The sequence below is a fragment of the Streptomyces sp. NPDC041124 genome (genome assembly GCF_055592385.1).
In genome coordinates this window covers 729,953-749,022 of record NZ_JBVIYR010000001.1, presented here as the reverse complement: position 1 = coordinate 749,022, position 19,070 = coordinate 729,953, and the positions used below count along the sequence as shown (strand labels likewise).

Below are 19,070 nucleotides of genomic sequence, written 5' to 3'. Positions count from 1 at the left end.
CGGACACCCTCCGCTGCCCGCCCCACCCCGTTCTCCGTCCGCGGTCCTACCGGTAGTTCACGAACTGCAGCGCGAACTCGAAGTCCTTGCCCTTGAGCAGGGCGATGACGGTCTGGAGGTCGTCCCGGCTCTTGGAGCTGACCCGCAGCTCGTCTCCCTGCACCTGGGCCTTCACGCCCTTCGGGCCCTCATCGCGGATGATCTTCGCCACCTTCTTCGCGTTGTCCTGGGAGATGCCCTCCTCGATCGACGCGAAGATCTTGTACTCCTTGCCCGAGAGCTGCGGCTCGCCCGCGTCCAGGGCCTTCAGCGAGATGCCCCGCTTGATCAGCTTGGACTGGAAGACGTCGAGGACAGCCTTGACCCGGTCCTCGGAGTTCGCCTCCATGAGGATCTTCTCCCCGGACCACGAGATCGAGGCACCCACGCCCTTGAAGTCGTAGCGCTGCGAGATCTCCTTGGCGGTCTGGTTGAGGGCGTTGTCGACCTCCTGCCGCTCGACCTTCGAGACGATGTCGAAACTGGAGTCGGCCATGTCCTGTGGCTCCTTGAATCAGGGTGCGTATCGGCTGCGCACCGGATGCGTACCGGCACACGGGGGACGGTCCAGAGCCCGGCATCGGCTCCGGACCGCATCCGCACCAGCCTAGTCATCCCCCGCCCCCGGCTGCCGATCAATCGGGTGGCGAAGCACCCCTCTCCATCGGGTATTGTTTACGTCGTTGCCACGGAGCACCGCCGCAAGGCGGAACGAGGGCAGCAACCCAGGCGGTGTGCCCGAGCGGCCAAAGGGAGCAGACTGTAAATCTGCCGGCTCAGCCTTCCCAGGTTCGAATCCTGGCGCCGCCACACGACCGAAAGGGTCTGTGACCAGCAGCAATGCTGATCACAGACCCTTTCGTCGTTCACCGGCATGGGTGGGTCGCCATGGGTTGCCTGCGCGTGACAGGAACACGAGACGGCTCCGTCCCGAGGACGCCCTGCTCACAGGGCAGGGGGCGAGTGTGCTCAGCGGACGTGGGCTTCCGCGCGGTCTTCCCTGCGATTCCACGATCCCGCACCGCTGGGGCGGCGGTCCGTTCCGCGGGCGCGGGCGCCGGGGCACACTGACTGCATGTCGTCGCGTCGTCGTGCCTGTCCCGAGTGCCGTCGTGAGATCGCCGTGGTCGCCGGGCGGTACGCGCGGCACGATCCGCCCGGCGCGCGGGGGACCGGGGAGCTGACGTCCTGCCCCGGATCGAGGCGGCAGGCTCCGCTCGGGGCGGAACAACCGTCGCTGGACGGGCACGTGGTGCCGGAGTTCCCGGGGCAGATGTCCCTCTTCTAGCGCTTCTGGCGTCCGGCGCCGCTCAGTTGCCCGCCACCGACTTGACGGCCACCGACACCGGCGCGGCGCCGCTGATGAGTTCCAGGGTCAGGCCGGCCGTCGCGGGGGTGTCCACCAGTTCCGCCAGGACGGCGGCCACGTCGTCGCGGGGGATCGGGCCGCGGCCCGTGTGGGCCTCGAGGCGGACCAGGCCGGTGCCGGCGTCGTCGGTGAGCTGGCCGGGGCGCAGGACCGTCCAGTCGAGGGCGTCCAGACCGCGCACGTAGGCGTCCGCCTCGCCCTTGGCGCGCAGGTACACGTCGAAGATCTCGTCGCCCTGGTGTGCCGGGTCCGCGCCCATGGACGACACGATGACGAAGCGCCGTACGCCCGCGCGGACGGCCGCGTCGGCGAAGAGGACCGCCGCCGCCTTGTCCACGGTCTCCTTGCGCTCGACCCCGCTGCCCGGGCCCGCGCCCGCCGCGAACACCACCGCGTCCGCGCCCTCGAGCCGCTCGGCGACCTCCTCCACCGACGCCGACTCCAGGTCGAGGACGACCGGCTCGGCGCCCAGTTGCCGCAGCTCGTCCGCCTGTTCGGGTTTGCGGATGATGCCCGCCGCCTCGTCCCCGCGCGCGGCGAGCAGCCGCTCCAGCCGCAGCGCGATCTGACCATGACCACCAGCGATGACAATGCGCATGTCTCCGACCGTACGCCGGGGCGACGGCATCCGCCGCGCGACTGCCACGACACGCCGCGACACCCCGGGCGATGTCCGAGCGGCGGGGACCGTGCCCCGAGTGGACTCCGTGCCCTCACGCGGCAGCCGTGCCCTCACGCGGCAGCCGTGCCCTCACGCGGCCCGTGCCCTCACGCGGCCCGTGCCCTCACGCGGCCCGCGCCCTATGCGGGCCCGCGCCCCTGCCGTGGCAGACCCGGAGCCGCCCCGCCCGCCGAGTCGCAGTACTCCCGCACCGCGCTCGTCCGCGCCACCACCCGGCCCCCGTGGACCACGATCCGGCTGTACGCCAGCGACAGGGCGCCCGGGAGCGCCTCGCCGCGGACCGCCAGCAGTTCCGCCGGGAAACCGGCCTCCACGCGCACCTCGGGCAGCCCGAGAGCCGCCCGCGCGGACGCGCTCACCGTGGCGTACGCGTCCTCCGCGGACAGTCCCTGGCACGAGGCCAGCAGGTAGGCCGCCTCCAGCGGGTCGCCGCGGCCCACCGGGTTCGTCATGTCCCGCAGGGCGCCGCTGCCCGCGGCCACCGGCACCCCCGCCGACCGCAACAGCCGCACCGGGGCGGCGGAATGGACGTCCACGGCGCCGCAGCCGCCCTGGGGCAGGCACACCACCGTCACCCCGGCCGCCGCGAGCCGGTCGGCGGTGCGGGCGGCCAGTTCGGCCGGCAGCGCCGCGAGGCCGCCGCACGGGCCGAAGGCGACGCCCGGCCGCAACCCGCCCGCCATGGCCGCGAACCGGGCCAGCCGGGCGGGGTCGGTGGCGTCCGTGTGCAGGTCGACGGGGCAGCCGTGCTCCGAGGCGATCTCGAGGGCCGTCTCCACACAGCCCGTGGGGTCGGGGTCGAGGTCGGGGCAGCCGCCCACCACGGCCGCCCCCATCTTCAGCGCGTCGCGCAGCACCGCGCGCCCTTCCGCCCCGGCCACCCCGGTCAGTACCCGGGGCATCGCCACGGTCGTCAGCTCGGCCAGCCCGCGCAGTGACCGCCCGGCCTCCAGTACGGCGGTCAGCGCGCCCAGTCCGGCCAGGTCACCCACCCGCACATGGGCCCGCAACGCCGTCGCGCCGTGCCCGAGTTGCAGCAGCACCGCCTCCGTCGCACGGCGCCGGACGTTCCCGGGTTCGTACGGGACGGGCCCGTCGGCGTCGGCGGACAGGGCGGTGTCCGCGTGGGCGTGGGGTTCGACGGGGGCCGGCAGCAGCAGATAGCCGGTGAGGTCGACCCGGGTGCCGCACGTGCGCGTGCCGTCCGCCGCCAGGCTGCCCGGCGTGCCGACCGCCTCGATGCGCCCGCCGCCCAGCCGCACGTCCACGGTCCGGCCGTCGGTGAGCCGCGCTCCGCACAACAGCAGCGGAGCCGGGTCGGCCGGAGGCGCACCCGGGGGCGACGGCCACGAGCCGGACGGCGGCTGCGGCTGGCTGTCGGGCATCACACTCCTGGGGCTCCGGCTGCGGCACGTGGACGCGCAGCACACGGGGGCAAGATCACGCAGAGTGAGACGAGCCTAGGACGGCCCCCCGCCGCCCGCCGGGAGGAGCGCAATAGTCGTACCGGCGTGGTCCCCGTGAGAGGACAGGGCACCCGAAACGGATTTGGGCGAACGGCTGCGGACCGTGTAATGTCTTCCTCGCTCGCCCCAATAGCTCAGTCGGCAGAGCGTCTCCATGGTAAGGAGAAGGTCAACGGTTCGATTCCGTTTTGGGGCTCTGGTGTGTGAGGTTCCCGTCGCGAGGCGGGGCCCGATCGCATCAAAGCGGTGTAGCTCAGTCGGTAGAGCAAGCGGCTCATAATCGCTGTGTCACCGGTTCAAGTCCGGTCACCGCTACAGACAGTAGCCGATTGCGGGGTCGGTCCTTCGATCGGCTACTCTTCTTGCGTAAATACAGTCAATCCGTTCGTCAAGGAGCACTCACGTGGCTGCCACCGACGTCCGCCCGAAGATCACGCTGGCCTGCGTGGAGTGCAAGGAGCGGAACTACATCACCAAGAAGAACCGGCGTAACAACCCGGATCGTCTTGAGATGAAGAAGCACTGCCCGCGTTGCAATGCGCACACCGCGCACCGCGAAACGCGATAAAACAGGCTCGTACACGAGGCCGTCCCCCCACCCGGGGGGCGGCCTCGTGTCGTTTTCCCACCACCACCGGCCGACCGCGGACGGGCCGACACGGACCCGGACCCGCCGGGACGGTCCAGAGAACAGGCAGACACAGGAGGTGCCGCGCGCATGGCGCTCGACCAGTCCTTCGCCGGGCGGAGCTACCCGCCCACCGAGCCCTACGAGGTGGGCCGGGAGAAGATCCGTGAGTTCGCCGAGGCAGTGGGGGACGCCAATCCGGCGTACAGGGACGTGGAGGCCGCCAAGGCGCTCGGCCACCCCGATGTGATCGCTCCGCCGACCTTCGTGTTCGCCATCACCTTCAAGGCCGCCGGTGAGGTCGTCGCCGATCCCCAGCTCGGCCTGGACTACAGCCGGGTGGTGCACGGCGACCAGAAGTTCGCGTACAACCGGCCGGTGCGCGCCGGTGACCGGCTCACCGTCACCTCGACCATCGAGACGATCAGGTCGATGGCCGGCAACGACATACTGGACATCCGCGGCGAGGTGCACGACCAGAACGGCGAACACGTCGTGACCGCCTGGACCAAACTGGTCGCGCGCGCGGCCGAGGAGGCGTGAATCACACCATGACGGCGAAGATCTCCTACGCCGACGTCGAGGTCGGCACCGAGCTGCCCGCACAGACGTTCCCCGTGACCCGCGCCACGCTCGTCCAGTACGCGGGCGCCTCCGGCGACTTCAACCCCATCCACTGGAACGAGAAGTTCGCCAAGGAGGTCGGCCTGCCCGACGTCATCGCGCACGGCATGTTCACCATGGCCGAGGCGATCCGCGTGGTGACCGACTGGGTGGGCGACCCGGGCGCGGTCGTCGAGTACGGCGTCCGCTTCACCCGTCCGGTCGTCGTCCCCAACGACGACCGGGGCGCCCTCATCGAGGTCAGCGGCAAGGTCGCCGCCAAGCTCGACGACGACACAGTCCGTGTGGACCTCACCGCGACCAGCGCCGGGCAGAAGGTCCTGGGCATGTCGCGGGCCGTCGTCCGGCTGGGCTGAGCCGGACGAGCCGGGGGAGCGGGGCTGTCGGTGCCGTCTCGTAGTCTTGAGCCCGTGCAGGAACTCCACGACGCCCCCCTCGCCCCGCTCACCACCTTCCGGCTGGGCGGCCCCGCGACCCGGCTGGTCACCGCGACGTCCGACGACGAGGTGATCGCTGTCGTCCGCGACGCCGACGACAGCGGCACCCCGCTGCTGATCATCGGCGGCGGCTCCAACCTGGTCATCGGAGACAAGGGCTTCGACGGCACTGCCCTCGTCGTCGCGACCAAGGGTGTCACGCTGGACGGCACGCGACTGGAGCTGGCCGCCGGCGAGGTGTGGACCGACGCCGTCGCCCGCACCGTGGAGGCCGGGCTCGCCGGTGTCGAATGCCTGGCCGGTATCCCCGGTTCGGCGGGCGCCACCCCGATCCAGAACGTCGGGGCGTACGGGCAGGAGGTCTCCTCCACCATCACCGAGGTCGTCGCCTACGACCGCCGTGCCCGCGAGACCGTCACCCTGAGCAACGCGGAGTGCGCCTTCTCCTACCGCCACAGCCGCTTCAAGTCCGATCCCGAGCGCTACGTCGTCCTGCGCGTGCGCTTCGCCCTGGAGGACGCCGGCGGGCTGTCCGGGCCCGTCAGGTACGCCGAGACGGCCCGCGTCCTCGGGGTGGCGCCGGGCGAGCGGGTTCCGCTGGCCACCGCCCGCGAGACGGTCCTGGGGCTCCGCGCCGGCAAGGGCATGGTGCTGGACCCCGACGACCACGACACCTGGTCGGCCGGTTCCTTCTTCACCAACCCGATCCTCGACGACGAGGCGTTCGCCGCGTTCCGCTCGCGCGTCCGGGAGCGGCTCGGCGACGGTGCCGAGGCCCCCGCGTATCCCGCGGGCGAGGGGCGCACCAAGACCTCCGCGGCCTGGCTGATCGACAAAGCCGGCTTCACCAAGGGCTTCGGCCACGGACCCGCCCGCATCTCCACCAAGCACACCCTCGCCCTCACCAACCGCGGGGAGGCGACCACCGAGGACCTGCTGGCGCTCGCCCGCGAGGTCGTCGCCGGGGTGCGGGACGCCTTCGGCATCACCCTGGTCAACGAGCCGGTCACGGTGGGCGTGACCCTGTAGCGGCGAATCTCCGTTGCCGCCCGGCACCCGCGCCCGCGATCCTGGGCCGGTGAGGCCGAGCCCATGCGTCTGAGACTGCGCCAGTTCCGTCCCCGGACCGGTCCGCGCGAGCACCGCGTCGTCCAGCCCCTGTACCCCCTGCGCCACACCTCGCTGCGCGCGCCGGAGCCCATCGGCCTGCTGCTCGGCGACCACGACGGGCTGAACCGGCTCGCCGGCCTGTTCTCCTTCGCGGCCTACTCACGGCACACGATCGTCCACCTGCCGCTGCGCGACGGCGTGCCGCCGGACGAGGGCGCCGGCGAGCTGGTGGACCTGGTCCTGGTCCACCACTCCTACGGACTGCGGCCCAGTACATGGCCTCGGCTGCGTCGCGCGCTCGGCCGGGGCACGCCCCTCTCGGTCCGCACCGACGAGGGGCGCACGGACCGGGACGCGTCCGCGTGGCGCCGGCGGGCGGCGCGTGCGGACTGCCGGGACGCGTTGCGGCACGTCACGTACGCCCGCACGTTCTTCCTCTTCGGCAGCCGGGATGTCTTCGCCGAGACGGCGATGTCCCTCGCCCACGCCGCGGGCTGGGGGCCGCGCCGGAAGGGCGTCTCGAAGGGGCACCCGGCCATGGTGTCGAGCGTCCCCGGCCTCACGCAGCAGCCCGGTGGCGGGCACCCCCACGAGGTGCTGGTCTGCTTCAAGCCGTATCCGCCCTACGCCCACTTCAGGAGACCGGGGCGGTGAGCCAGTCGTCGACGCCGGACAGCAGTTTCGCCTTCACGTCCTCGGGGGCCGCCGAGCCCCGCACCGACTGGCGTGCCACCTCCGCGAGCTCCGCGTCCGTGAAGCCGTGGTGGACGCGGGCGATCTCGTACTGCGCCGCCAGCCGGGAGCCGAAGAGCAGCGGATCGTCCGCGCCCAGCGCCAGCGGCACGCCCGCCTCGAACAGCGTCCGCAGCGGTACGTCCTCAGGCTTCTCGTAGACACCCAGCGCGACGTTGGACGCCGGGCACACCTCGCAGGTCACCTGACGGTCCGCGAGCCGCTGCATCAGCCGCGGATCGTCCGCCGCCCGCACGCCGTGCCCGATCCGGTGCGCCTCCAGGTCGTCCAGGCAGTCCCGCACCGACGCCGGGCCCGCCAGCTCGCCGCCGTGCGGAGCGGACAGCAGCCCGCCGTCCCGGGCGATCGCGAACGCGCGGTCGAAGTCGCGGGCCATCCCGCGCCGCTCGTCGTTGGACAGCCCGAACCCGACCACGCCCCGGTCCGCGTACCGCACCGCGAGCCGGGCCAGCGTCCGCGCGTCCAGGGGATGCTTCATCCGGTTGGCGGCCACCAGCACCCGCATCCCGATCCCGGTGTCCCGCATCGCCGAGTCCACCGCGTCCAGGATGATCTCCAGCGCCGGGATCAGCCCGCCCAGCCGGGGCGCGTACGACGTCGGGTCGACCTGGATCTCCAGCCAGCCCGAGCCGTCGCGCACCTCCTCCTCCGCCGCCTCCCGCACCAGCCGCTGGATGTCCTCCGGCTCGCGCAGGCACGAGCGGGCGGCGTCGTACAGCCGCTGGAAGCGGAACCAGCCGCGCTCGTCCGTGGCCCGCAGTCTCGGCGGCTCCCCGCCGGTCAGCGCGTCGGTCAGCGCCTCGGGCAGGCGGACCCCGTACTTGTCGGCCAGCTCCAGCAGGGTGGCGGGCCGCATGGACCCGGTGAAGTGCAGGTGGAGATGGGCTTTCGGCAGCTCAGAGACATCACGTACACGCTCCATTCCCAGATCCTGCCGCACGTCCCGTCCGTGCCGGTAGCGCTTTCACCTTTCGTGGTCTTGCTCGCACAAACGAACAGGGGCGCCCGGGGTGAATCCGGGCGCCCCTGTGGTGAAGGAGGGAGGTCAGTCCCGCGCCTCCGCGAGCAGCTTCTGGATCCGGCTCACGCCCTCGACGAGGTCCTCGTCGCCGAGCGCGTACGACAGCCGCAGGTAGCCCGGGGTGCCGAACGCCTCACCGGGCACCACCGCGACCTCGGCCTCCTCCAGGATGAGCGCGGCCAGCTCGACCGAGTCCTGCGGGCGCCTGCCCCGGATCTCCTTGCCGATCAGCGCCTTCACCGAGGGGTAGGCGTAGAACGCGCCCTCGGGCTCCGGGCACAGGACACCCTCGATCTCGTTGAGCATCCGCACGATGGTCTTCCGCCGCCGGTCGAAGGCCTCGCGCATCGTCGCGACCGCGTCCAGGTCACCGGAGACGGCGGCGAGGGCGGCGGCCTGGGCCACGTTGGAGACGTTCGACGTGGCGTGCGACTGGAGGTTGGTCGCGGCCTTGACCACGTCCTTCGGGCCGATGACCCAGCCGACCCGCCAGCCCGTCATCGCGTAGGTCTTCGCGACACCGTTGACCACGATGCACTTGTCGCGCAGCTCGGGCAGCAGCGCGGGCAGGGAAACGGAGACGGCGTCGCCGTAGACCAGGTGCTCGTAGATCTCGTCCGTCAGCACCCACAGGCCGTGCTCCACGGCCCACTTGCCGATCGCCTCGGTCTCGGCCTCGCCGTAGACCGCGCCGGTCGGGTTCGACGGGGAGACGAACAGGACGACCTTCGTCCGCTCCGTGCGGGCCGCCTCCAGCTGCTCCACACTCACGCGGTAGCCGGTGGTCTCGTCGGCGACGACCTCGACCGGGACACCGCCGGCCAGTCGGATGGACTCCGGGTAGGTGGTCCAGTACGGCGCGGGGACGATGACCTCGTCGCCCGGGTCGAGGATCGCGGCGAAGGCCTCATAGATGGCCTGCTTGCCGCCGTTGGTGACGAGGATCTGGGACGGGTCCACCTCGTAGCCGGAGTCGCGCAGCGTCTTGGCGGCGATCGCGGACTTCAGTTCCGGCAGACCGCCGGCCGGCGTGTAGCGGTGGTACTTCGGGTTCTTGCAGGCCTCGATCGCGGCCTCGACGATGTAGTCCGGCGTCGGGAAGTCGGGCTCACCGGCACCGAAGCCGATCACCGGTCGCCCGGCGGCCTTGAGGGCCTTGGCCTTGGCGTCCACGGCGAGGGTGGCGGACTCGGAGATCGAGCCGACTCGGGCGGAGACCCGGCGCTCGGTGGGAGGGGTTGCAGCGCTCATGGGCCCATCGTTCCAGACCGGAAACCTCACGGGCACAGGGGTTTCACCGACTGAACATCACCGGGGAGAGCGCTGAACACCAGTCCGCATCCACGGTGCGGGGCCACGTCGCCGGGCGGTCCCGGGCGGTTCACGGCGGGGACGGTTCCCTCACGGGCGCTTTCTGTTCGACGCCCGGCCCAGGAACACGTACACTCTCACCTCGTTGGCCTTCAGCGGTCCGCGCCCGTCCGGTGCACACCAAGCATCCGGTGGGATGCGGTACGTTGGGGGACACACAAAGGGTCGTAGCTCAATTGGTAGAGCACTGGTCTCCAAAACCAGCGGTTGGGGGTTCAAGTCCCTCCGGCCCTGCTACACACACCATCGCCAGGATGTGTGCGCATGTACGTACAGCAATGCACCGCCGTGCGGGCTCGGACCGGGCGCGGCACGGCCACGACCCGGAATCAGGTGAGGACGAGTGACGGACGCCGTGGGCTCCATCGACATGCCTGATGCCGAGGACGAGGCTCCGGACTCCAAGAAGACCCGCAAGGGCGGCAAGCGGGCCAAGAAGGGTCCGCTGAAGCGCCTCGCGCTCTTCTACCGCCAGATCGTCGCGGAGCTCCGCAAGGTCGTCTGGCCGACCCGAAATCAGCTGACGTCGTACACGACCGCCGTGATCATCTTCGTGGTCGTGATGATCGGCCTGATCACTCTGATCGACTATGGCCTCAGCAACGCCGCCAAGTACGTCTTCGGCTGATCCCCGAGCGAAGAGCGCCGAGGTACCCGGCGCTCCTTTCGCATGTTCCACCCCTATGTATCCAGGAAGAAGCAGCCACCGTGTCTGACCCGAACGTGAACGACGCCGTCGAGCCTCATGGCGAAGGGGCCGAGTCCGCCGAGGACGCGCTCGCCGCCGTCAAGGACGCGGACGTCGAGGACACCGAGGCCTCCGCCGAGGCCGAGGCTGCCGACACCGGCGCCGACGAGACCACCGACGCGGACGAGTCCCCCGAGGCGGACGAGTCCCCCGAGGCCGCGGAAGCGGCCGAGGAGCCCGAGGACGACCGCGACCCGGTCGAGAAGCTCCGCGAGGAGCTGCGCGCCCTGCCCGGCGAGTGGTACGTCATCCACACCTACGCGGGCTACGAGAACCGGGTGAAGACCAACCTGGAGCAGCGCGCCGTCTCGCTGAACGTCGAGGAGTACATCTTCCAGGCCGAGGTGCCGCAGGAAGAGGTCGTCCAGATCAAGAACGGCGACCGCAAGACGATCAAGCAGAACAAGCTCCCGGGCTACGTCCTGGTCCGCATGGACCTGACCAACGAGTCCTGGGGCGTCGTCCGCAACACCCCCGGTGTCACCGGCTTCGTGGGCAACGCCTACGACCCGTACCCGCTGACGCTGGACGAGATCGTCAAGATGCTCGCCCCGGAGGCCGAGGAGAAGGCCGCCCGCGAGGCCGCCGAGGCCGAGGGCAAGCCGGCGCCGCAGCGCAAGGTCGAGGTCCAGGTGCTGGACTTCGAGGTCGGCGACTCGGTCACCGTCACCGACGGCCCGTTCGCCACCCTCCAGGCGACCATCAACGAGATCAACCCCGACTCCAAGAAGGTCAAGGGCCTGGTGGAGATCTTCGGCCGGGAGACCCCGGTCGAGCTCTCCTTCGACCAGATCCAGAAGAACTAGCCCTTCTGGACGGCTGGTACACAGCTTCCGCGCAGGTCAGGCGAACGCTCGCGCGTTTGTCTGACCTGCTCGGTTTTGGCCGCGCATCTATACCCGTTATCGTTGTGCGGTATGCCTGCGTCCGGGTTGTCCCCTTGACGTGGGCAGGACCCGAATCGAAAGGACCCGGAGAGCCATGCCTCCCAAGAAGAAGAAGGTCACGGGGCTCATCAAGCTCCAGATCCAGGCCGGTGCCGCCAACCCGGCCCCGCCGGTCGGCCCCGCGCTGGGCCAGCACGGCGTCAACATCATGGAGTTCTGCAAGGCCTACAACGCCGCGACCGAGTCGCAGCGCGGCTGGGTCATCCCGGTGGAGATCACGGTCTACGAGGACCGTTCCTTCACCTTCATCACCAAGACCCCGCCGGCCGCCAAGATGATCCTCAAGGCCGCGGGTGTGGAGAAGGGCTCCGGCGAGCCGCACAAGACCAAGGTCGCGAAGATCACGCGTGACCAGGTCCGTGAGATCGCCACCACCAAGATGCCCGACCTCAACGCCAACGACCTGGACGCCGCCGAGAAGATCATCGCCGGCACCGCCCGTTCCATGGGCGTCACGGTCGAGGGCTGAGACCCACCCCCGCAAGCCAAGCAGTAGTGGAAGGGCCGGCTCGGCCCGGACCACGACTCCTCAGATCCCACAGGAGCTTTCAGTGAGCAAGCGCAGCAAGTCTCTCCGCGCTGCGGACGCCAAGATCGACCGGGAGAAGCTGTACGCCCCGCTCGAGGCCGTCCGTCTCGCCAAGGAGACGTCCACGACCAAGTTCGACGGCACCGTCGAGGTCGCCTTCCGCCTGGGTGTCGACCCGCGCAAGGCCGACCAGATGGTCCGTGGCACCGTGAACCTCCCGCACGGCACCGGCAAGACCGCCCGGGTCCTGGTCTTCGCGACCGGTGACCGTGCCGAGGCCGCGCGTGCCGCGGGCGCCGACATCGTCGGCGCCGACGAGCTGATCGACGAGGTGTCGAAGGGCCGTCTGGACTTCGACGCCGTCGTCGCCACCCCGGACCTCATGGGCAAGGTCGGCCGCCTCGGCCGCGTGCTCGGTCCCCGTGGTCTGATGCCGAACCCGAAGACCGGCACCGTGACCCCGGACGTCACCAAGGCCGTCAACGACATCAAGGGCGGCAAGATCGAGTTCCGCGTCGACAAGCACTCGAACCTGCACTTCATCATCGGCAAGACGTCGTTCGACGACACCAAGCTGGTGGAGAACTACGGTGCGGCGCTGGAGGAGATCCTCCGTCTGAAGCCGTCCGCCGCCAAGGGTCGCTACATCAAGAAGGCCGCCATCACCACCACGATGGGCCCCGGCATTCCGCTCGACCCGAACCGCACCCGCAACCTCCTCGTGGAGGAGGACCCGGCCGCCGTCTGAGCCGGGTGACCGGTCCTGCCGGTCCGCGCACTGTGAAAGCCCGCCCCCGAGCCTCCCAGAGGCCCGGGGGCGGGCTTTTTCGTACGACAGTGTCAGTCGGGTGGGTTACCGTTCCCTTGACTTCACAGACGTAGCACAGAGAAACAACCAGGGGTGGGATTCATGGCCATGGCCGCTTGGAAGCGCGCGGGTGTCTGTCTGACGGCCGCGGCCGTCGTCGCGGGCGTCGCGGGATGCAGCGGGGACGGCGACGGGGACGGCAAGAAGAAGGCCGCCGACTCGGCGCAGAGCGGTGTCCAGACGCAGAACGAGATGACGAAGGTCCTGCAGGCCGCCTTCAAGAAGACCTCGGAGGCCAAGTCCTCCAAGGTGCGGATGACCATGACGATGCCGGCCGGCCTGGACGGCGGCGGCACCATGGAGATGTCCGGCGTGCAGGGCTGGGACCCGGCCGTCATGGACGTCACCATGAAGGGCTCCGCCCTCACCGCGGGCGACCCGGAAGCACCCGAGCAGATCCGCATGATCATGCTGGACAGCGCCATGTACATGGACATGGGCGAGAAGCAGGCCGCCGAGATGGACGGCAAGCGCTGGATGAAGATGGACTTCGGCGCCATCGCCGAGGCCTCCGGTGACCCGGAGATCCAGAAGCAGATGACCGGCGGCATGGAGAACATGAACCAGGACCCCGCGCAGCAGCTCGCCCTGCTGCTCGAGTCCAAGAGCCTGAAGCACGTGGGTCCGGAGAAGGTCGACGGCGTCCAGACGCAGCACTACAAGGGCACCCTGACCATCGAGGAGATGCTCGACGCCAACAAGGGGCTCGACGGTGCCTTCACCGACGAGGAGCGCGAGCAGCTCGTCGCCAACATGAAGAAGACGGGCCTGAAGGGCTACGACACCGAGGTCTGGGTCAACGAGGACAACTACCCGGCCAAGATGGTCGTCGGCATGCAGATGGACCAGGGCACGATGAACATGACGGCCCACTACTCCGACTACGGCGCCGCGGCCGAGGTCGAGGCCCCGCCGGCCGGCGAGACCTTCGACTTCATGGAGATGATGAAGGAGCTGGAGGAGCTGGGAGCGGGCGCCTGAGCCCGACCCGGCCTGACGGGCCCCGGCTTCCCGGGGCCACCCGGTCGCCGATTTGCTCCGCGCCGATCGGTTCGCGTACTCTTCCACGGAAGCCAAAGACCGCTGGTCGTTGCCGTGCTCTCGTCAGAGGGTGCGGTGGCCGAAGGATCCGCTGAACTGCGGACGACCCGCGCAGGTGTCAGTGGAAGAGTTCCCGGAGTTCGCTGCCGCGAGGATGCGAAAGACCGGTTGAGCTACGCCCCGTGCGCCTGCGCCCGGGGCGTTTCGTTTTCCCCAGTCCTCCTTCGGGTCCGCGCGGTCCGAATCACCCGGAAGGAGGCCGAGGCTCTATGGCGAGGCCCGACAAGGCTGCCGCGGTTGCCGAGCTGACGGACAAGTTCCGCAGCTCCAACGCCGCCGTGCTGACCGAGTACCGCGGTCTCACCGTGGCGCAGCTCAAGACGCTGCGTCGTTCGCTCGGTGAGAACGCCCAGTACGCCGTGGTGAAGAACACGCTGACCAAGATTGCGGCCAACGAGGCCGGGATCACGCTCGACGACCAGCTCTTCGCTGGCCCGACGGCGGTCGCCTTCGTCACCGGTGACCCGGTGGAGTCGGCGAAGGGTCTTCGTGACTTCGCCAAGGACAACCCGAATCTCGTCATCAAGGGCGGTGTCCTTGATGGCAAGGCGATGTCCGCCGACGAGATCAAGAAGCTCGCGGACCTCGAGTCCCGCGAGGTTCTGCTCGCCAAGCTGGCGGGTGCCTTCAAGGGCAAGCAGACGCAGACTGCTCAGCTCTTCCAGGCGCTCCCCTCGAAGCTCGTCCGCACCGTGGACGCGCTCCGTGCCAAGCAGGACGAGCAGGGCGGTGCCGAGTAATTCGGCTCGCTTTCTGACCCTGGCCGCCTAGCGGCGAGGGTCGCAGCGGGCCCGACGTACGCCCGCCTCACCCCGTACATCCGGCACCTGCCGAATTAGTGGAAGGACCGCCATCATGGCGAAGCTCAGCCAGGAAGACCTGCTCGCCCAGTTCGAGGAGATGACCCTCATCGAGCTCTCCGAGTTCGTGAAGGCCTTCGAGGAGAAGTTCGACGTCACCGCCGCCGCGGCCGTCGCCGCCGCCCCGGCCGCCGCTGCCGCCCCGGCCGAGGCCGAGGCCGAGAAGGACGAGTTCGACGTCATCCTCACCGGTGCCGGCGACAAGAAGATCCAGGTCATCAAGGTCGTGCGTGAGCTGACCTCGCTGGGTCTGAAGGAGGCCAAGGACCTCGTGGACGGCGCCCCGAAGCCCGTTCTCGAGAAGGTCGCCAAGGACGCCGCCGAGAAGGCCGCCGAGTCCCTCAAGGGCGCCGGCGCCTCCGTCGAGGTCAAGTAACACCTCGCGGATCCCACGGGATCCGCAGCGCGTCCCACGGGGCGTGTAACGCTCAAGCACCGAAGAGCGATCATCCATCCGGGTGGTCGCTCTTCGGCGTACGAGGGGTCCGGCAGCGGCTGCCTTGCCCCCGGGACGGCGGGGGGTAGGGTGATCTTCGTTGTGCCTCCGAGGGCCGCGAAGAATCGTCTCGCGGCAGGCGGCTCGGGCAAGGGGGGCCTTGACGAACCGCACGCAGCGCGCAATTCTCAGGACGCGTCGTCACAAGGATCCGAATCCGAGGCATGGATCGACGGCAAAGAGGGCAGTATCACGGTGCGTTGAGGGCAGCGCCTTGTCGCAGGAGTTGATGACAACGAGGGCCACCACCCGGTCTCGTACACCGCACTGGACATCAGTGTGCCAAGTGGCTACACTGACCCTTTGCGCTGCCTGTTAGCTGTCCCCTGCCCGTCACCAGGGGCATGCCCTCACTCGAGCACCGATGACCAGATGATCTCTGACCTGGACTTTTGGGTCCCATCAGACGAATCTGTCGCTGTGCACAGTGGGGGGCCGGTACGCGCGTAGTGAGTCCGAGCCCTCGGAAGGACCCCCTCTTGGCCGCCTCGCGCAACGCCTCGACCGCGAATACGAACAACGGCGCCAGCACCGCCCCGCTGCGCATCTCCTTTGCAAAGATCAAGGAGCCTCTCGAGGTTCCGAACCTGCTCGCGCTGCAGACCGAGAGCTTCGACTGGCTGCTCGGCAACACCGCCTGGCAGAGTCGGGTCGAGGAGGCTCTCGAGAACGGGCAGGACGTCCCCACCAAGTCCGGTCTGGAGGAGATCTTCGAGGAGATCTCCCCGATCGAGGACTTCTCCGGGTCGATGTCCCTGACCTTCCGCGACCACCGTTTCGAGCCGCCGAAGAACTCCATCGACGAGTGCAAGGAGCGCGACTTCACGTACGCCGCCCCGCTCTTCGTCACCGCCGAGTTCACCAACAACGAGACCGGCGAGATCAAGTCCCAGACCGTCTTCATGGGCGACTTCCCGCTCATGACGAACAAGGGCACCTTCGTCATCAACGGCACCGAGCGTGTCGTGGTGTCCCAGCTGGTCCGCTCGCCGGGTGTCTACTTCGACTCCTCCATCGACAAGACGTCCGACAAGGACATCTTCTCCGCGAAGATCATCCCGTCCCGGGGTGCCTGGCTGGAGATGGAGATCGACAAGCGCGACATGGTCGGTGTGCGCATCGACCGCAAGCGCAAGCAGTCCGTCACCGTCCTCCTGAAGGCGCTCGGCTGGACCACCGAGCAGATCCTCGAGGAGTTCGGCGAGTACGAGTCCATGCGCGCCACCCTGGAGAAGGACCACACCCAGGGCCAGGACGACGCGCTGCTCGACATCTACCGCAAGCTGCGCCCGGGCGAGCCCCCCACGCGTGAGGCCGCGCAGACGCTGCTCGAGAACCTCTACTTCAACCCCAAGCGCTACGACCTGGCCAAGGTCGGCCGCTACAAGGTCAACAAGAAGCTCGGCGGGGACGAGCCGCTGGACGCCGGCGTGCTCACCACCGACGACGTCATCGCCACCATCAAGTACCTGGTGAAGCTGCACGCCGGTGAGACCGAGACGGTCGGCGAGTCGGGGCGTTCGATCATCGTCGAGACCGACGACATCGACCACTTCGGCAACCGCCGCATCCGCAACGTCGGCGAGCTGATCCAGAACCAGGTCCGTACGGGTCTCGCCCGTATGGAGCGCGTCGTGCGCGAGCGCATGACCACCCAGGACGTCGAGGCGATCACGCCGCAGACCCTGATCAACATCCGGCCGGTCGTCGCCTCCATCAAGGAGTTCTTCGGCACCAGCCAGCTGTCCCAGTTCATGGACCAGAACAACCCGCTGTCGGGCCTGACGCACAAGCGTCGTCTCAACGCCCTCGGCCCGGGTGGTCTCTCCCGTGAGCGGGCCGGCTTCGAGGTCCGTGACGTGCACCCCTCGCACTACGGCCGCATGTGCCCGATCGAGACGCCCGAAGGCCCGAACATCGGTCTGATCGGCTCACTCGCCTCCTACGGGCGGATCAACCCGTTCGGCTTCATCGAGACGCCGTACCGCAAGGTCGTCGACGGCCAGGTCACCGACGAGGTGGACTACCTGACCGCCGACGAGGAGGACCGCTTCGTCATCGCGCAGGCCAACGCGCCGCTCAGCGACGAGATGCGCTTCGTCGAGAACCGCATCCTGGTCCGCCGCCGTGGCGGCGAGGTCGACTACGTCCCCGGTGACGAGGTCGACTACATGGACGTCTCGCCGCGCCAGATGGTGTCGGTCGCGACCGCCATGATCCCGTTCCTCGAGCACGACGACGCCAACCGTGCCCTCATGGGCGCGAACATGATGCGCCAGGCCGTGCCGCTCATCAAGAGCGAGTCCCCGCTCGTCGGCACCGGCATGGAGTACCGCTCCGCCGTCGACGCCGGCGACGTGGTCAAGGCCGAGAAGGCGGGTGTGGTCCAGGAGGTCTCCGCGGACTACATCACCACCGCCAACGACGACGGCACGTACATCACGTACCGCCTCGCCAAGTTCTCCCGGTCCAACCAGGGAACCTCGGTCAACCAGAAGGTCATCGTCGCCGAGGGCGACCGGATCATCGAGGGCCAGGTCCTCGCCGACGGTCCGGCCACCGAGAACGGCGAGATGGCGCTCGGCAAGAACCTGCTGGTCGCGTTCATGCCGTGGGAGGGTCACAACTACGAGGACGCGATCATCCTGTCGCAGCGCCTCGTGCAGGACGACGTCCTCTCCTCGATCCACATCGAGGAGCACGAGGTCGACGCCCGTGACACCAAGCTCGGCCCCGAGGAGATCACCCGGGACATCCCGAACGTCTCCGAGGAGGTCCTCGCCGACCTCGACGAGCGCGGCATCATCCGCATCGGTGCCGAGGTCATCGCCGGCGACATCCTCGTCGGCAAGGTCACGCCCAAGGGTGAGACCGAGCTGACCCCCGAGGAACGCCTGCTGCGCGCGATCTTCGGCGAGAAGGCCCGTGAGGTCCGTGACACCTCGCTGAAGGTGCCGCACGGCGAGACCGGCAAGGTCATCGGCGTGCGCGTCTTCGACCGCGAGGAGGGCGACGAGCTTCCCCCCGGTGTCAACCAGCTGGTGCGCGTCTACGTCGCGCAGAAGCGCAAGATCACCGACGGTGACAAGCTCGCCGGCCGTCACGGCAACAAGGGCGTCATCTCCAAGATCCTGCCCATCGAGGACATGCCGTTCCTCGAGGACGGGACCCCGGTCGACATCATCCTCAACCCGCTGGGTGTGCCGTCCCGAATGAACCCGGGACAGGTCCTGGAGATCCACCTCGGCTGGCTCGCCAGCCGCGGCTGGGACGTCTCCGGCCTCGCGGACGAGTGGGCCGAGCGCCTCCAGGCCATCGGCGCCGACAAGGTCGAGCCCGGCACCAACGTCGCCACCCCGGTGTTCGACGGTGCGCGCGAGGACGAGCTCGCGGGCCTCCTCCAGCACACCATCCCGAACCGCGACGGCGAGCGCATGGTGCTCCCGTCCGGCAAGGCGCGGCTGTTCGACGGTCGTTCGGGCGAGCCGTTCCCCGACCCGATCTCCGTCGGCTACATGTACATCCTGAAGCTGCACCACCTGGTCGACGACAAGCTGCACGCCCGTTCGACCGGTCCCTACAGCATGATCACCCAGCAGCCGCTGGGTGGTAAGGCTCAGTTCGGTGGCCAGCGGTTCGGCGAGATGGAGGTGTGGGCACTCGAGGCGTACGGCGCCGCCTACGCGCTCCAGGAGCTGCTGACCATCAAGTCCGACGACGTCACCGGCCGCGTGAAGGTCTACGAGGCCATCGTCAAGGGCGAGAACATCCCCGAGCCCGGCATCCCCGAGTCCTTCAAGGTGCTCATCAAGGAGATGCAGTCCCTGTGCCTCAACGTGGAGGTGCTGTCCAGCGACGGCATGTCCATCGAGATGCGCGACACCGACGAGGACGTCTTCCGCGCTGCGGAGGAGCTCGGCATCGACCTGTCCCGGCGCGAGCCGAGCAGCGTCGAAGAGGTCTGACGGGAGTCGGGTGGCCCGGTGAACCCCGGGCCGCCCGCCCCAGGACCCCCGTTTCA

General features: G+C 69.3%; 19 protein-coding genes and 4 tRNA genes. 18 read left to right on the top strand and 5 right to left on the bottom strand.

Annotated features, from left to right (window positions below; all coding sequences use genetic code 11):
* Positions 1-46: 46 nt before the first annotated feature.
* Entirely contained in the window at positions 47-535 is a 489-nt protein-coding gene (locus ACZ6A9_RS03550) for a YajQ family cyclic di-GMP-binding protein (RefSeq protein WP_030220858.1), read from the bottom strand.
* 232 nt (positions 536-767) lie between these two features.
* Between ACZ6A9_RS03550 and ACZ6A9_RS03545 the strand changes: the two genes are divergently transcribed.
* A tRNA-Tyr gene (locus ACZ6A9_RS03545) sits at positions 768-849 on the top strand.
* Positions 850-1,114: 265 nt separating this feature from the next.
* Positions 1,115-1,327, top strand: coding sequence for a hypothetical protein (locus tag ACZ6A9_RS03540; protein ID WP_468977310.1), 213 nt, complete (start codon positions 1,115-1,117; stop codon positions 1,325-1,327).
* 22 nt (positions 1,328-1,349) lie between these two features.
* Here the strand turns inward: ACZ6A9_RS03540 and ACZ6A9_RS03535 are convergent, their stop codons facing one another.
* Both ACZ6A9_RS03535 and ACZ6A9_RS03530 read right to left on the bottom strand, forming a co-directional pair.
* Positions 1,350-2,006 (bottom strand): SDR family oxidoreductase, encoded by a 657-nt coding sequence (locus tag ACZ6A9_RS03535; protein ID WP_468977307.1) that lies wholly within the window; start codon positions 2,004-2,006, stop codon positions 1,350-1,352.
* A 203-nt stretch (positions 2,007-2,209) separates the two neighbouring features.
* On the bottom strand, positions 2,210-3,475 hold the full coding sequence (locus ACZ6A9_RS03530) for an amidohydrolase family protein (protein ID WP_468977303.1): 1,266 nt from the start codon (positions 3,473-3,475) through the stop codon (positions 2,210-2,212).
* A gap of 204 nt (positions 3,476-3,679) precedes the next feature.
* Here ACZ6A9_RS03530 and ACZ6A9_RS03525 point away from each other — a divergent pair.
* The 7 genes from ACZ6A9_RS03525 (at position 3,680) to ACZ6A9_RS03495 (ending at position 7,009) form a co-directional block, all read left to right on the top strand.
* Positions 3,680-3,752 (top strand) — tRNA-Thr (locus ACZ6A9_RS03525).
* Positions 3,753-3,798: 46 nt separating this feature from the next.
* A tRNA-Met gene (locus tag ACZ6A9_RS03520) sits at positions 3,799-3,871 on the top strand.
* An 88-nt stretch (positions 3,872-3,959) separates the two neighbouring features.
* Entirely contained in the window at positions 3,960-4,124 is a 165-nt protein-coding gene (gene rpmG / locus ACZ6A9_RS03515) for a 50S ribosomal protein L33 (protein WP_003948671.1), read from the top strand.
* A gap of 150 nt (positions 4,125-4,274) precedes the next feature.
* The gene (locus ACZ6A9_RS03510; RefSeq protein ID WP_468977300.1) at positions 4,275-4,727 is read left to right on the top strand and encodes an FAS1-like dehydratase domain-containing protein; all 453 of its coding nucleotides are present in this window, start codon (positions 4,275-4,277) and stop codon (positions 4,725-4,727) included.
* 8 nt (positions 4,728-4,735) lie between these two features.
* The gene (locus ACZ6A9_RS03505; RefSeq protein WP_468977956.1) at positions 4,736-5,164 is read left to right on the top strand and encodes a MaoC family dehydratase; all 429 of its coding nucleotides are present in this window, start codon (positions 4,736-4,738) and stop codon (positions 5,162-5,164) included.
* A gap of 54 nt (positions 5,165-5,218) precedes the next feature.
* Positions 5,219-6,274 (top strand): UDP-N-acetylmuramate dehydrogenase, encoded by a 1,056-nt coding sequence (locus ACZ6A9_RS03500; RefSeq protein WP_468977297.1) that lies wholly within the window; start codon positions 5,219-5,221, stop codon positions 6,272-6,274.
* 63 nt (positions 6,275-6,337) lie between these two features.
* Positions 6,338-7,009 carry a hypothetical protein gene (locus ACZ6A9_RS03495; RefSeq protein ID WP_468977291.1) on the top strand — a complete coding sequence of 224 codons (672 nt, stop codon included), beginning with the start codon at positions 6,338-6,340 and terminating at the stop codon, positions 7,007-7,009.
* On the opposite strand, the gene ACZ6A9_RS03490 is transcribed toward ACZ6A9_RS03495, so the two are convergent.
* Both ACZ6A9_RS03490 and ACZ6A9_RS03485 read right to left on the bottom strand, forming a co-directional pair.
* Positions 6,990-8,030 carry an adenosine deaminase gene (locus tag ACZ6A9_RS03490; RefSeq protein ID WP_468977286.1) on the bottom strand — a complete coding sequence of 347 codons (1,041 nt, stop codon included), beginning with the start codon at positions 8,028-8,030 and terminating at the stop codon, positions 6,990-6,992. The two genes, ACZ6A9_RS03495 and ACZ6A9_RS03490, sit on opposite strands and share 20 nt — an antisense overlap.
* A 123-nt stretch (positions 8,031-8,153) precedes the next feature.
* Positions 8,154-9,380, bottom strand: a complete 1,227-nt coding sequence (locus tag ACZ6A9_RS03485; protein ID WP_468977283.1) for a pyridoxal phosphate-dependent aminotransferase — start codon at positions 9,378-9,380, stop codon at positions 8,154-8,156.
* A 281-nt stretch (positions 9,381-9,661) separates the two neighbouring features.
* Here ACZ6A9_RS03485 and ACZ6A9_RS03480 point away from each other — a divergent pair.
* The 9 genes from ACZ6A9_RS03480 (at position 9,662) to rpoB (ending at position 19,014) form a co-directional block, all read left to right on the top strand.
* A tRNA-Trp gene (locus tag ACZ6A9_RS03480) sits at positions 9,662-9,734 on the top strand.
* Positions 9,735-9,843: 109 nt separating this feature from the next.
* Positions 9,844-10,128, top strand: coding sequence for a preprotein translocase subunit SecE (secE, locus tag ACZ6A9_RS03475; RefSeq protein WP_228968685.1), 285 nt, complete (start codon positions 9,844-9,846; stop codon positions 10,126-10,128).
* An 80-nt stretch (positions 10,129-10,208) separates the two neighbouring features.
* A complete protein-coding gene (gene nusG / locus ACZ6A9_RS03470) occupies positions 10,209-11,054 on the top strand; it encodes a transcription termination/antitermination protein NusG (RefSeq protein ID WP_468977279.1) in 846 nt (281 codons plus the stop codon).
* Between the two features lie 175 nt (positions 11,055-11,229).
* A complete protein-coding gene (gene rplK, locus ACZ6A9_RS03465; protein ID WP_006130605.1) occupies positions 11,230-11,664 on the top strand; it encodes a 50S ribosomal protein L11 in 435 nt (144 codons plus the stop codon).
* 82 nt (positions 11,665-11,746) lie between these two features.
* Positions 11,747-12,472, top strand: coding sequence for a 50S ribosomal protein L1 (rplA, locus tag ACZ6A9_RS03460; protein WP_189558446.1), 726 nt, complete (start codon positions 11,747-11,749; stop codon positions 12,470-12,472).
* A 162-nt stretch (positions 12,473-12,634) separates the two neighbouring features.
* A complete protein-coding gene (locus ACZ6A9_RS03455; protein ID WP_468977274.1) occupies positions 12,635-13,573 on the top strand; it encodes an SCO4651 family lipoprotein in 939 nt (312 codons plus the stop codon).
* A 329-nt stretch (positions 13,574-13,902) separates the two neighbouring features.
* A complete protein-coding gene (gene rplJ / locus ACZ6A9_RS03450; RefSeq protein WP_030823469.1) occupies positions 13,903-14,433 on the top strand; it encodes a 50S ribosomal protein L10 in 531 nt (176 codons plus the stop codon).
* Positions 14,434-14,548: 115 nt separating this feature from the next.
* A complete protein-coding gene (rplL, locus tag ACZ6A9_RS03445) occupies positions 14,549-14,929 on the top strand; it encodes a 50S ribosomal protein L7/L12 (RefSeq protein ID WP_385058022.1) in 381 nt (126 codons plus the stop codon).
* Positions 14,930-15,528: 599 nt separating this feature from the next.
* On the top strand, positions 15,529-19,014 hold the full coding sequence (rpoB, locus tag ACZ6A9_RS03440) for a DNA-directed RNA polymerase subunit beta (protein WP_468977270.1): 3,486 nt from the start codon (positions 15,529-15,531) through the stop codon (positions 19,012-19,014).
* Positions 19,015-19,070 lie beyond the last annotated feature (56 nt).

Bases quoted from the DNA above. Each gene is read 5' to 3' on its own strand.
- rplJ (WP_030823469.1), top strand. From the start codon at position 13,903: ATGGCGAGGCCCGACAAGGCTGCCGCGGTTGCCGAGCTGACGGACAAG.
- rplK (WP_006130605.1), top strand. From the start codon at position 11,230: ATGCCTCCCAAGAAGAAGAAGGTCACGGGGCTCATCAAGCTCCAGATC.
- rplL (WP_385058022.1), top strand. From the start codon at position 14,549: ATGGCGAAGCTCAGCCAGGAAGACCTGCTCGCCCAGTTCGAGGAGATG.
- ACZ6A9_RS03530 (WP_468977303.1), bottom strand. From the start codon at position 3,475: ATGCCCGACAGCCAGCCGCAGCCGCCGTCCGGCTCGTGGCCGTCGCCC.
- ACZ6A9_RS03455 (WP_468977274.1), top strand. From the start codon at position 12,635: ATGGCCATGGCCGCTTGGAAGCGCGCGGGTGTCTGTCTGACGGCCGCG.
- ACZ6A9_RS03485 (WP_468977283.1), bottom strand. From the start codon at position 9,380: ATGAGCGCTGCAACCCCTCCCACCGAGCGCCGGGTCTCCGCCCGAGTC.
- ACZ6A9_RS03490 (WP_468977286.1), bottom strand. From the start codon at position 8,030: ATGGAGCGTGTACGTGATGTCTCTGAGCTGCCGAAAGCCCATCTCCAC.
- ACZ6A9_RS03505 (WP_468977956.1), top strand. From the start codon at position 4,736: ATGACGGCGAAGATCTCCTACGCCGACGTCGAGGTCGGCACCGAGCTG.
- ACZ6A9_RS03535 (WP_468977307.1), bottom strand. From the start codon at position 2,006: ATGCGCATTGTCATCGCTGGTGGTCATGGTCAGATCGCGCTGCGGCTG.
- ACZ6A9_RS03510 (WP_468977300.1), top strand. From the start codon at position 4,275: ATGGCGCTCGACCAGTCCTTCGCCGGGCGGAGCTACCCGCCCACCGAG.
- ACZ6A9_RS03550 (WP_030220858.1), bottom strand. From the start codon at position 535: ATGGCCGACTCCAGTTTCGACATCGTCTCGAAGGTCGAGCGGCAGGAG.
- ACZ6A9_RS03495 (WP_468977291.1), top strand. From the start codon at position 6,338: ATGCGTCTGAGACTGCGCCAGTTCCGTCCCCGGACCGGTCCGCGCGAG.
- ACZ6A9_RS03540 (WP_468977310.1), top strand. From the start codon at position 1,115: ATGTCGTCGCGTCGTCGTGCCTGTCCCGAGTGCCGTCGTGAGATCGCC.